Source organism: Guopingia tenuis, assembly GCF_014384805.1.
GTDB classification, from domain to species: domain Bacteria; phylum Bacillota; class Clostridia; order Christensenellales; family Christensenellaceae; genus Guopingia; species Guopingia tenuis.
Genome location: NZ_JACRSS010000003.1, coordinates 76,047 through 88,543, shown reverse-complemented (window position 1 = coordinate 88,543; position 12,497 = coordinate 76,047). Strand labels below are relative to the sequence as shown.

The window sequence follows — 12,497 nt, the reverse complement described above, 5'->3', positions numbered from 1 at the left end:
GAAATGGCTGGGATAGTGGCCAAATTTGGGGGCAGTTCGCTGGCGGACGCCGCCCAGTTGGAGAAAGTTAAGAAAATTATCGAGGCGAACCCGGAGCGGCGCTATGTTGTGCCGTCTGCGCCGGGCAAGCGGCACAGTGACGATACAAAAGTGACCGATCTGTTGTATATGTTCCAAAAGTCCGTGCAGTATGGGCATGATTCGACGGAGATTTTTCGGAAAATCTTTGAGAGATACGTGGGCATCCGGGATGCCCTCCATTTGAGCATTCCCATCGAAGAATATCTGGAAACCGTCCGGGAAAACGTCATGAAGGGCGCTTCCGAGGACTATACGGCGAGCCGGGGTGAATATCTGAATGGGCTTCTTCTGGCAGACCTTTTGGGATATGAATTTATCGACGCCGCCGAAGTGGTGTTTTTCGATAAGCGCGGAAAATACGACGCCGCCAAGACCATCGACCATATGGAGACGCGGCTTTTGAAGGCGGGAAGGGCTGTGATTCCCGGGTTTTATGGAAGCATGCCGGATGGCAGCATCAAGACCTTTTCCCGGGGCGGCTCGGATGTGACGGGGGCGATTGTGGCCGCGGCGGCCAGTGCCGATCTCTATGAAAACTGGACGGATGTTTCCGGCTTTTTCATGGCGGATCCGCGGATCGTGAAGAATGCGAAAAAAATCGACTGCATCACCTATAAAGAACTGCGGGAGCTTTCCTATATGGGCGCCTCTGTGCTCCATGAGGATTCGATTTTTCCGGTATATCAGGCGGCAATTCCCATCAATGTGCGCAATACCAACGCACCCGAGGAGAGCGGCACCATGATTGTTCCCATGATTGAGGACGAGGACGGCCCGGCTGTGACCGGGATCGCGGGAAAGAAGAATTTTACCGTGCTTTCCATCGAAAAGAACGGCATGAACACCGAGCTTGGCTTTGGCCGGAAGGTGCTGGCCTGCATTGAAAAATACAGCATTCCCTTCGAACACATGCCCTCCAGCATCGATACGCTCTGCGTCGTGCTGGAAGACAGCAAGGTGAAGGACAACATTAACGACATCATCGACGATATTCACCGAGTCTGCGAGCCGGACAGCGTCGAGGTAGTGGGCCATATGGCGCTGATTGCCACAGTGGGGCGCCGGATGATCCGCAGCGTGGGCTGCGCGGCCCGGCTGTTTGGGGCGCTAGCGGACGCGAACATCAACATCCGCATGATCGACCAGGGTTCCAGCGAGCTGAACATTATTGTGGGCGTGGAAAACGACGATTTCGAAAAGGCGATGAATGCCATTCATAACGCCTTTGCAGGGGAAAATTGAACATTGACGGCGGCCGGAGGGAAGAAACCTTGAAAAATGAGAAAACATCCCAGGGGAATGCGTATTTCCCGGAAATAGGGCCGCGGCGGGACGAATAAAATGCGGACAAGCTGCTGCGCGGGAAAACGCGCCCAGCTTGTCTTTTGCGTAAAGAGGCGGAAGGCCTTTGAAAATTGGGGAAAGAAAAAGCTTTTAGGAGTGTTGGAAAGATGGATGTAAAACGGATTTTTGTGGAAAAGAAAGAGGGGTTTGCCGTCGCGGCCCAGGACGCTTTGGCGGATTTTCGGGAAAATCTGGGCATTGCCTCCCTGGAGGGCGTGCGGATTGTGCTGCGCTATGATGTGGAGGGCCTGGACGGAGCGGATTTTGAGGCGGCCTGCCGGTCGGTGTTTTCCGAACCGGCGGTGGATAAGGTATATTTGGAGGAGCTTCCTCTGGCGGCGGGAGAAAAGGTCTTTGCCGTCGAGTTTCTTCCGGGACAGTATGACCAGCGGGCGGACAGCGCGGCCCAATGCGTCCAGCTTCTGACCAAAAAAGAGCGGCCGACTGTGGCCACGGCAAAGCTCTATATCCTGACCGGCGGTGTGACGGACGGGGAAATTGAGAGAATCAAAAAATACGTCATCAACCCGGTGGACTCCCGGGAGGCCCGGCTGGAAAAGCCCGAGACGCTGCAGATGCAGCTCAAGGTGCCCGATCATGTGGCGACAGTGGAAGGTTTTATCCGGATGAGCAAGGAGGAGATCGCCCAGTATTGCCAGGAGAACGGCTTTGCCATGACTCCCGCCGACCTGCTCTGTACCCAGGAATATTTCCGGTCTGAGAAACGCGATCCTACCATCACCGAGCTGAAGGTTATCGACACCTATTGGTCGGACCACTGCCGGCACACCACCTTTCTGACCCAGCTCACGGATGTGGAATTTGAAGAAGGGCCAGTCAGCGCCCGAGTACAGGAGGCGTTTGAGGAATATAAAAAGGCGCGGGAATTCGTCTATGGCGAGCGGCAGAAGGAAAAATATATCTGCCTTATGGACGTGGCCACGATTTACACCAAAGAGGCCAAGAAGCGCGGTCTGCTCAAAAACCTGGACGAGAGCGAGGAGATCAACGCCTGCTCCATCAAGCATAAGCTCAAGACAGACAAAGGCGAGCAGGATTATCTCATCCTGTTCAAAAACGAGACGCATAACCATCCCACCGAGATTGAGCCCTTCGGTGGCGCGGCGACCTGCCTGGGCGGCGCGATCCGCGATCCCCTCTCGGGCCGCAGCTATGTCTATCAGGCCATGCGGGTGACGGGCAGCGGCGATCCCCGGGAATCCACGGCGGACACCATGGAATATAAACTGCCCCAGCGCAAGATCACCCGGGAAGCCGCGGCGGGATATTCTTCCTATGGCAACCAGATCGGCCTGGCAACTGGGCTGGTGCATGAGGTATACCATCCGGGCTATAAAGCCAAGCGGCTGGAGATCGGCGCGGTCGTCGGTGCGGCGCCCGAAGAAAACGTGCGCCGGGAGGTTCCCGCAGAGGGGGATATCATCCTTCTGATCGGCGGGCGCACCGGCCGGGACGGCTGCGGCGGTGCAACGGGCAGCAGCAAGGCCCATGACGAAAAATCCATCGAGGAATGCGGCGCGGAGGTGCAGAAGGGAAATCCCCTAACCGAGCGCAAGCTCCAGCGGCTGTTCCGCAATCCGGAATTTTCAAAGCTCATCAAACGCTGCAACGACTTCGGCGCGGGCGGCGTGTGCGTGGCCATCGGCGAGCTGGCCGAGAGCCTGGATATCGATTTGGACAAGGTTCCCAAGAAATATGAAGGGCTGGACGGCACCGAGCTGGCCATTTCGGAATCTCAGGAGCGCATGGCGATCGTGGTGGAGGCCAAGGATGCGGAGCGCATGATCGCGCTGGCGGACGCAGAAAACTTGGAGGCGACGGCGGTTGCCAAGGTGACGGATACCGGGCGCATGCGGTTTACATGGAAGGGCCGCACGATTGTGGATATCCGCCGGGAATTCTTGAATACCAACGGCGCCACTCAGTATGCCAAAGCTCGGGTGACCAACGGGGAATCCTCGGGTCTGTTTGATGAAAAGGTAGAAGGCACGCTTTTGGAACAGATGGAGGCGCTGCTTTCGGATTTGAATATTTGCAGCCAGAAGGGGCTGATTGAGCGGTTTGACTCCACCATCGGCGCGGGCAGTGTGACCATGCCCCTTGGCGGGAAAAGCCAGCTCACGCCGGTGCAGGCCATGTCGGCGCTGATTCCCGTGCTGGGGGCGCAGACCAAGGACGCCACGATCATGGGCTTTGGCATCGACCCGTATCTCATGGAGGAGAGCCCCTTCCATGGCGCAGTCTATGCCATCTTGAGTTCGATTGCGAAGATGGTGGCGGCGGGCGGCGATTTCCGCAAATCCTGGCTGACCTTGCAGGAATATTTCGAGCGGCTGGAGGATGTTCCGGAAAAATGGGGCAAGCCCCTTGCGGCGCTTCTGGGCGCATGGGTGGCCCAGCGGGGCATGGGCGTGGCGGCCATCGGCGGAAAGGACTCCATGTCCGGCACCTTCCGGGATCTCACGGTTCCGCCCACCGTCTGCTCCTTTGCCATCTGCCCTTCCACGGCGGACGAGGTGATCACCCCCGAATTCAAGCAGGCCGGACATGCCCTCTATCTCATGGAGATTGCCCGGGACGAGCTGGCGCTGCCGCTGTATGAAGATGTGAAAGCGAAATACGACCGGTTGCACGAGCTTATGGAAGAAGGAAAAATCCATGCGGCTTATGCCGTGGAGCGGGGCGGCATTCTGGCGGCGGCCGCCAAGATGGGCCTGGGCAACGGCATCGGAACGGCGTTCCAGGAGGATATCTCCTTAAAGCAGCTGACCCGCAAGAGCTATGGCGCCATCCTTGTGGAAACAGACGCGGACCTCGGCGGAGAAGCGGGATTCCAGCGCATCGGCACGCTGACCGCCGCGCCGGAAATCCGGGTGAACGGGGAGGGCGTCTCGCTGGAAGATTGCCGGGCGTTCTATACCAAGCCGCTGGAAAAGGTGTTCCCCACCAAGACAAAGGAAGCGCCGATGGAAAATACGCCGGTTTGCCGGGAGCGTTCCCGCCTGGTTCCCCAAGTGAAGACGGCGAAGCCGCGGATCGTCATTCCGGTGTTCCCCGGAACCAACTGCGAATACGATACGGCGCGCGCCTTTGAGCGGGCCGGCGGGATTGCCACAACTGTTATCATCCGCAACCTTTCGGCGGCGGCTATCGAAGAGTCCATCCAGTTGCTGGTGAAGGAGATTGACAATGCGCAGATCGTCATGATCCCGGGCGGCTTCTCGGGCGGCGACGAGCCGGACGGCTCCGGCAAATTTATCGCCACCACCTTCCGCAATCCCGAAGTCAGCCGGGCAGTGATGGATCTGCTCAAAAAGCGGGATGGCCTGATGCTGGGTATCTGCAACGGATTCCAGGCGCTCATCAAGCTGGGCCTGGTGCCTTATGGCGAGATCCGGGAGATGCGGGACGACAGCCCCACACTCACTTTCAATAATATCGGGCGGCACGTCTCCTGCCTGGTGAACACGCGGATTACTTCCGTTAAATCGCCGTGGCTTTCCAAGGTGCAGCCGGGAGATGTGCACCGCATCGCCGTTTCCCACGGAGAGGGGCGGTTCGTTGGAACCGAGGAGGAGATCCGCGGACTCTTTGCAAACGGCCAGGTGGCCACGCAGTATTGCGATGAAAACGGCGTGCCCGGCATGGATATTGCCGTGAATCCCAATGGCTCGCTTTATGCCGTGGAGGGGTTGCTCTCGCCGGATGGACGGGTCTTTGGAAAAATGGGCCACAGCGAGCGGTTTGTGCCCGGCCTGTTCAAGAATGTTCCCGGAGAGAAGGATCAGCATCTATTCCAGGCGGGCGTGGAATATTTTAAATAAGACCGGATAAATAAGAATATGCAGGAAGGCGCCGGGCAGGATTCCGGCGCCTTACATTTTTGTAACAAAAGCCAAAAACGATTGACTTTTCCCGGGAGGCCGTCATATAATATGCGAAGGGATTTTGTAAGGAAAGCGTAAACATTCGGTGAAAAAGATTGTTTACGCATAAAATTTCTGTAAAATAAGGGTGTGGAGAATCGTCAGGATGGGAAAGAAGTAAGAAGATTTGAAGCAAGTTTTTTATAAATGGACCGAAATCTATTGGAAAAATACGACGCGGAATGAAAAGCTGGCGCTGCTTCTTGTGGCCTCTCTCTTTTTCACAGTGTATGCGACCATGGCCGCGGCGCTCTATATCATTGCGGATATGGCCCGGCATAAGCGCCTGGGCGACGTGGTGCGGGGCGGGCGCTATACGCTCTGTCTGCTGCTTTTCTGCGGCATCAGCTTCATTGTTTCCTGTGTCTATGCAAACTGGGAGGGCATGGCGATTGCCGTTGCCATGGCTATCATTTTTGTTGCAGCGGCATTTTTGCGGCTGGTGATGACCCGGGCGTTTTTTGAAAAGCTCATCGACTTATGCTGTGATTTAAGCATATTATGCGCCGTGATCGCCGTGGCGGAGATGATGATATTCCTTCCCATGGATCCGGAATACCGGGCGGCGTCGCTGTTTTTGAACGCAAATTACTATGCCACGGCGGTGGAGATGGTCATTCTCATGGCGGCCTATAAGCTGCTCCGGGGGAAACACGGGCGCCGGGGGATCTATTATATCGGCGTCATCGGATTGAATCTTGTGGGGCTGTTTTTGAGCGACTGCCGGACGACCATTCTGGTGCTGCTGGTGGCGATCCCGGTGATGATGGCGATGTTCCACAAATTCCGCGAGCTCAAGTGGTATGGCCTGTTTGCCTTTGCCTGCCTGGTGATGTTCTGTCTGGCCCCGGAGATTTTCCCGCGGGTGGATGAGCTGACGGTGGATTTCGGCAAGCGGTTCTCGATTTGGGAGACGGCTGTTGCCGGCATCCGGGAGCATCCCCTGTTCGGCCAGGGCGGAATGACCTATTCGCATATTTTTGCGGCGCTGGGCGGCCATAAGGCGCCTCATGCCCATAACCTGCTGCTGGATCCTTTGCTGAATTTTGGCGTGGTGGGAATTGGTTTCCTGCTGCCCTATTTTGTGGATATCATGAAGCGGGCAATGAAGATGTATACCGAGGAGATCGACAAGGGCCGGGCTTTCCTGATCTTTACGCTGGCTTTTGCCACAGTGGTGCATGGGATTACGGATATTACGATTTTCTGGCCGCAGACCTTCCTGCTCCTGGCGTTTGTTTTGAGCAGCGTTGGGATTTATGAGCGCAAGCCGGCAGTGGTTTGGGATTTGGCGGTGGTGCGGGTCAACCGCAAGGGCAATCGGACGGCGGTTCGGGGATTTACCGGATGCGTCAGCCTGCAAAAGCCCATCCGCGAAATCGAGGCCATTCTCCCCAAAGCACGGATCCTCATTGAGAAGCCGGAGCTCTGGATGATTCTGGCCACATCTGAGGGATTTAATGGAAAATTGCCCCATCAGCGCCGGTCCGGCATGGTGAATCTGGGGCAAAAGGTGCAGGCATTTAACGGAAAAGTGAAAAAAGAGCTTCGCCGAAGGGCTGTACCCCAGGATTCCATGCGGTTTCACGGCAAAGCGATGGCCAAGACAAAATAGCTGAAAACGAATATAGATAAAAATCCCATCCCGGCATCGACTGGGATGGGATTTTTATTGCATGAAACAAGGCGGCGTCCCTGCGGGCAAGAGGGAAGAAAGACGGGGATTGGCATGGGTGCATCCGTCTGAACCAGAGGAGGGGAAAGATATCGGTGCATCCCGGGAAGAATTTTCCGGATGCGAAGGGAAGAGATAAACGCCGCCTTTAGATACGCCTGCGGCCAACGAATCAGCCGGGCGGTTTTGCACAAACCAAGACCAGCGCGGATGTGGCCTGAAAAACAGCCAGCCGAAGCCCAGTAATGGATATATTTTTGATCTGGCAGCCCTTCATTCGCCGCCGTTGCCGAAGAATGCGGCAAACAGGGCGTCCTGTTCCGGGAAATGGGTGACAAAACCAATGGCGACTCTTCCTTGCGTCATGCGGATAAGCTCCTGGGCCTTTTCTTCCCCAAAAGCGCCGCAAAGCTCGATGGCGCCGTATCCATTTTCAAAAAGAGTGCGTATGACGGCCTGGGCCTCCGGATAGTCCCGCACTGTGCGGATCGAGGTGAGGCGGTTTTCGGTTTCAAAATCCGCCTGGTGACGGGCCGGGTCATAATGAGCACCCATGAGAAGGAAGGCAAATTTCTTTTTCATATCGTTCAATTCTCCTTTGTGCAGAGTTTTTTATTTCATTTCCTTGATAAAGTCCTTATGGAAGTTCCCAAATGGGCTTCGATTGATGTGGCTAATTCCTCTTTATTCTGCCTCCCGGCAGGAACGCTTTTTTGCACGGCCCTGAAAATTCTCCCAATATGATTAGGAGCGGCGTTTTCCTTGTCCTTTGATGCAGTCTCGGCAACCACCGGAGAGACGGGCAGAAATACAATTATAAAAAAGGCGGGAAATTTGTTTCCCGCCCTGCATCTGTTTATGGTTTACACATGATGGATTTCCCGCACGCGGAGAACCCCGTCGATGGCGCCAAACGCCTGCATAATCTCTTCACTGGGCGCGGAGCTCAGATCAAAGACCGTATAGGCGATTTCCCCGCGGGATTTGTTCACCATTTCTTCGATGTTGATGTCCTCTTTGGCGATGAGGGAGGTCATCTGGTTCACCATGGTGGGCAGGTTCTTGTGAATTACGGTGAGCCGGTAATGGGCAGGCTCAGAGAGCACGCAGGCCGGCATGTTCACCGAATTTTTGATGCTGCCGAACTCGATATAGTCCCGAAGCTGCGCCGCCGCCATCATAGCGCAGTTTTCCTCAGATTCCGGTGTGGAAGCGCCCAAATGCGGAATGCAGATGGTTTTTTCATGGCCGAGAATGTCCGCTGTCGGGAAGTCGGTGACATACTGGGCGATTTTTCCGCTGTCCAGGGCTTCCAGAAGGGAAGAGGAGCGGACGATGCCATTGCGGGCAAAATTCAGAAGAATCACGCCGTCCTTCATCTTGTCGATCTCGGGAGAGCTGATGAAATCACGGGTCTTATCCATCAGGGGAATATGAACGGTGATATAATCCGAAGAGGAGAGAAGATCGTCTAAATTGACAGCCCGGTGAACCGCGCGGGAGAGATGCCATGCGCTCTCCACGGAAACATAGGGGTCATAGCCGATGACGTTCATGCCGATGGAGGCCGCCGCATTGGCAACCAGAACGCCAATGGCGCCCAGACCAATCACACCGAGGGTTTTGCCCATAAGTTCGGGGCCGACAAACTGGCTCTTGCCCTTTTCCACCAATTTCATGGTGTCGCCTTCCGCACCGATCAGGGTCTTTGCCCAGGCCACGCCCGCCAGCACGTTGCGGGATGCCATCAAAAGCCCGCAGAGCACCAGCTCTTTTACGGCATTGGCGTTAGCACCGGGGGAATTGAACACGACGATGCCCTTTTCCGTGCACTTGTCAATGGGAATGTTGTTGACGCCTGCGCCCGCGCGGGCGAAAGCCAGCAGACGATCGGTAAGTTCCAACTCATGGCAGTTGGCGCTGCGGACAAGATATCCATCTACATCCGCATCCTCGATATGCGAGGATACCAGATACTGGCTCTTGGGCAGATAGTCGTATACGATGCCGGAAATAGCGTTGAGTTTTTTGATATTATACATGAGAATCCCCTTTCGATCAGGCGTTGTTCTTCTTGAAAGCTTCCATGAAGGCGGTCAGCTTTTCAATGCCTTCCACAGGCATTGCATTATAGATGCTGGCGCGCATGCCGCCTACCGTGCGGTGTCCTTTCAGGTTGACAAATCCGGCGGCGGCTGCCTCGGCGACGAACTTCTTCTCCATCTCGGGATCGCCGATGACGAAAGGAACGTTCATCAGGGAGCGGTCTTCCCTGCGGGCCGTGCCCTTATAGAAGCCGGAGTTATCCAGATAGTCATAGAGGATGGCTGCCTTGCGCTCATTGACCTTTTGAATCTCGCCAAGGCCGCCCAGATCCAGCAGCCATTCAAACACCAGACCGGCGATATAGATAGCATAGGTCGGCGGCGTGTTGAACATGGAGCCGGCATCCGCATGGGTTTTATAGTCCAGCATTGTGGGGATTTCAGCCACATTGCCGATGAGGTCGTCGCGGATGATGACGATGGTCAGTCCGGCGGGGCCGATGTTCTTCTGCGCCCCGGCATAGATAATGCCGTATTTGGAGACATCCACCTCTTCGGAAAGAATGCAGGAGGACATATCCGTCACAAGGGGAATCCCATTGGTTTCCGGGATTTCCTTGAATTTCGTGCCATAGATTGTGTTGTTGGTGGTGATATGAACATAGTCGGCGTCCGGCGTGAACATATCGGCGGAGAGCTTGGGGATATAGGAGAAGGTCTGATCCTCGGAAGAGGCGGCCACGTTCACTTCCCCGAAGCGTTTGGCTTCCTTGATGGCCTTTTTGGACCAGAGGCCGGTGTTGACATAATGCGCCTTTTTATGCTTGGAAAGCAGGTTCATGGGCACCATGGCGAATTGCAGCGAAGCGCCGCCCTGCAGGAACAGGACCTTATAATTCTCGGGAATATTCATCAGTTTGCGGAGGTTGGACTCAGCGGCGCCGATGATCTCCTCATATGCCTTGGAACGGTGGCTCATCTCCATGACGGACATGCCGGTTCCCTGATAGTCGAGCATTTGCTCCTGCGCCTTTTGCAGCACTTCTACAGGCAGGCAGGCCGGACCCGCCGAAAAATTATAGACTCTGCTCAAAATTATTTCCTCCTAAAATTATAATAATTTTTAATAAGCGATACTGTGGTTTTCTGCAGTGGTAGAGATGCAAAAAATGACCATGCCGGCTATTTTTTTACGTCTTCTATATTTTTATATTATACCGGACAATTTCAGAATGGGCAATAGAAAGAACGCACGATTTTTAAGCAAAAAATACAATAATTCGTTTTATGACGAACAATGCGGAGGATTTTTTGCAGCGGCGCGGGGAGAGAAGCGGCGCCCCAAGGTTTCCGCTTTTGAGGGTGCCGCAGCAATCAAGAATATGGTATAATGAACGCAGCCCTCGCCGGGCGGGCACGACCATGGGAGTATGTACGGGAAAGAAATCCTGCCGGCACAAGGAAAGATGGACGGATAGGCAGACCTCCCTCGCCGGGCAGGCGCGACCATGGGAGTATGTACGGGAAAGAAATCCTGCCGGCACAAGGAAAGATGGATGGATAGGCAGACCTCCCTCGCCGGGCGGACGTGACCATGACAATATGTGCGGGAAGGCAATTCTTCCGGCACAAGAAAACATGGGGGCGTGATCCGGCAGGGACGGATACAGAAAGAAAAACGGATGCCATGGGCTTTGCATACGCCCGGCAGGAACGACTGCGTAAAGAGGCAAAAAACAGGTGAGCGGCGGCAGAGGCCGGAAAAAGGAGGGAAAGGCATGGATTTATTTTCGGGCAACGCGGCCAAGGGCGCGCCCTTGGCCGACCGGATGCGCCCGCGGGTGCTGGATGAATTTATCGGCCAGGAGCATATTGTGGGAAAGGGAAGGCTGCTGCGCCGGGCCATTGAGGCAGACAAGCTGACTTCCTGCATCTTCTTTGGGCCTCCGGGCTGCGGGAAATCCACGCTGGCGGAGATCATCGCAAATACGACCAAATCCAATTTCCGCAAGGTGAACGCCGTCACCACGGGCGTAAAAGAGGTGCGGGGGATTTTATCCGAGGCCGAAAGCGAGCTGATGATGAACGGCAAGAGCACCTATCTGCTGCTGGACGAGTGCCACCGCTGGTCCAAGGCGCAGTCAGACAGCATTCTGCCCGCCATTGAAAAGGGAATCATCAAATTTATCGGCAGCACGACGGAAAACCCTCTGGTAGCCATGACGCCGGCTATTGTGTCCCGGTGCCGTCTGTTTCAGTTCCAGCCGCTCACGCCTCAGGACGTAGAGAAGGCCATTCACGCGGCCCTGGCTGACGAGGAGCGGGGGTTTGGGCGCATGCAGGTGGAGATGACGCCGGAGGCGGTGGGGCATATTGTGGACGTGGCCAACGGCGACGCCCGCAGTGCGCTGAACGCCGTGGAGCTGGCAGTGCTCACGACCCATCCGGACAAGGATGGAGTCATCCGCATCGACCTCTCCATTGCCGAGGAATCGATCCAGCACCGGGCGGTCCGGTGTGACGAAGAGGAATACTACAACATGCTTTCGGCCTTCTGCAAGTCCCTGCGGGGTTCGGATGCGGATGCGGCGCTTTATTGGTGCTCCCGAATGCTCTATGCCGGAGTGGACCCGCGGATTATCGTCCGCCGGATGATCGCCCACAGCTCGGAGGATGTGGGGATGGCCAACCCCATGGCGATGCTTCAGGCCGTGGCGGCGGCCCAGGCATTGGAGTTCAACGGTATGCCCGAAGCCAAGCTGAACATCGCCCAGGCGATTATCTTTATCTGCGAAAGCCCCAAATCCAACAGCGTCGTCATGGCCATTGACGGCGCCATGCGGGATGCGGAGCACAGCTATCAGGTGGGCGTTCCGCTGCATTTGCGGGACACGCATTACCGGGGAGCCGACAGCCTGGGCAACGGAAAGGGGTATAAATATCCCCATGAATATCCCGGGCACTATACGCCCCAGCAGTATATGCCGGATAATCTCGCGGGCAGGCAGTATTATGTTCCCAGCCTCCAGGGCAGCGAGGCCAAAATCGCCGAGGCCAAAGCCCGCCGGAAGCAGCGGGACGCCCAGGAGGGAAAGAAGAGATAACAAAGGCAGGGCGAAATATGCCCTGCCACAAGGTCGCCTCCGGCGGCTAAGACCCTTTTTCGGGAAAAAGGGTCTTAGAACCCCAAAAAGCTTTCAATAAGGGGCTTGCCCCGTCATCCAACGTGGCAAGAGCCGGCAAAGCCGGCTTGTATTCAGCGGTGGTTACAATCCACTGCTGAATACGAAATGTCCCCCGCCGCCTTAGAGGCGGGGGACATCTTGACGAAGTTATATGGAAAATGCCTTTAAAAAAGGCATTTTCAGGGGCCTGGGATTCTAAAGGCAGTGCCCCAAAAAGGCT

At 55.7% G+C, this 12,497-nt stretch carries 7 protein-coding genes; 4 read left to right on the top strand and 3 right to left on the bottom strand.

The annotated features are described in order from the left end of the window. The first annotated feature begins 3 nt into the window (after window positions 1-3). From H8693_RS07000 to H8693_RS06990, 3 genes are all read left to right on the top strand, one after another. The gene (locus H8693_RS07000) at window positions 4-1,323 is read left to right on the top strand and encodes an aspartate kinase (RefSeq protein WP_178621734.1); all 1,320 of its coding nucleotides are present in this window, start codon (window positions 4-6) and stop codon (window positions 1,321-1,323) included. Window positions 1,324-1,532: 209 nt separating this feature from the next. After that, entirely contained in the window at window positions 1,533-5,270 is a 3,738-nt protein-coding gene (locus H8693_RS06995; protein ID WP_249280393.1) for a phosphoribosylformylglycinamidine synthase, read from the top strand. 229 nt (window positions 5,271-5,499) lie between these two features. Further along, window positions 5,500-6,987 carry an O-antigen ligase family protein gene (locus H8693_RS06990; RefSeq protein ID WP_249280392.1) on the top strand — a complete coding sequence of 496 codons (1,488 nt, stop codon included), beginning with the start codon at window positions 5,500-5,502 and terminating at the stop codon, window positions 6,985-6,987. 333 nt (window positions 6,988-7,320) lie between these two features. Here the strand turns inward: H8693_RS06990 and H8693_RS06985 are convergent, their stop codons facing one another. From H8693_RS06985 to serC, 3 genes are all read right to left on the bottom strand, one after another. Next, on the bottom strand, window positions 7,321-7,629 hold the full coding sequence (locus H8693_RS06985) for a DUF6506 family protein (protein ID WP_249280391.1): 309 nt from the start codon (window positions 7,627-7,629) through the stop codon (window positions 7,321-7,323). 281 nt (window positions 7,630-7,910) lie between these two features. After that, window positions 7,911-9,089: a phosphoglycerate dehydrogenase gene (locus H8693_RS06980; RefSeq protein WP_249280390.1), complete on the bottom strand. Its 1,179-nt coding sequence runs from the start codon at window positions 9,087-9,089 to the stop codon at window positions 7,911-7,913. 16 nt (window positions 9,090-9,105) lie between these two features. Continuing rightward, complete coding sequence (gene serC, locus H8693_RS06975) at window positions 9,106-10,185, bottom strand: 3-phosphoserine/phosphohydroxythreonine transaminase (protein WP_249280389.1); 1,080 nt, start codon at window positions 10,183-10,185, stop codon at window positions 9,106-9,108. Between the two features lie 685 nt (window positions 10,186-10,870). Between serC and H8693_RS06970 the strand changes: the two genes are divergently transcribed. After that, window positions 10,871-12,196 carry a replication-associated recombination protein A gene (locus H8693_RS06970; RefSeq protein ID WP_178621688.1) on the top strand — a complete coding sequence of 442 codons (1,326 nt, stop codon included), beginning with the start codon at window positions 10,871-10,873 and terminating at the stop codon, window positions 12,194-12,196. Window positions 12,197-12,497 lie beyond the last annotated feature (301 nt).

Bases quoted from the DNA above. Each gene is read 5' to 3' on its own strand.
- H8693_RS07000 (WP_178621734.1), top strand. From the start codon at position 4: ATGGCTGGGATAGTGGCCAAATTTGGGGGCAGTTCGCTGGCGGACGCC.
- H8693_RS06980 (WP_249280390.1), bottom strand. From the start codon at position 9,089: ATGTATAATATCAAAAAACTCAACGCTATTTCCGGCATCGTATACGAC.
- H8693_RS06970 (WP_178621688.1), top strand. From the start codon at position 10,871: ATGGATTTATTTTCGGGCAACGCGGCCAAGGGCGCGCCCTTGGCCGAC.
- H8693_RS06995 (WP_249280393.1), top strand. From the start codon at position 1,533: ATGGATGTAAAACGGATTTTTGTGGAAAAGAAAGAGGGGTTTGCCGTC.
- H8693_RS06985 (WP_249280391.1), bottom strand. From the start codon at position 7,629: ATGAAAAAGAAATTTGCCTTCCTTCTCATGGGTGCTCATTATGACCCG.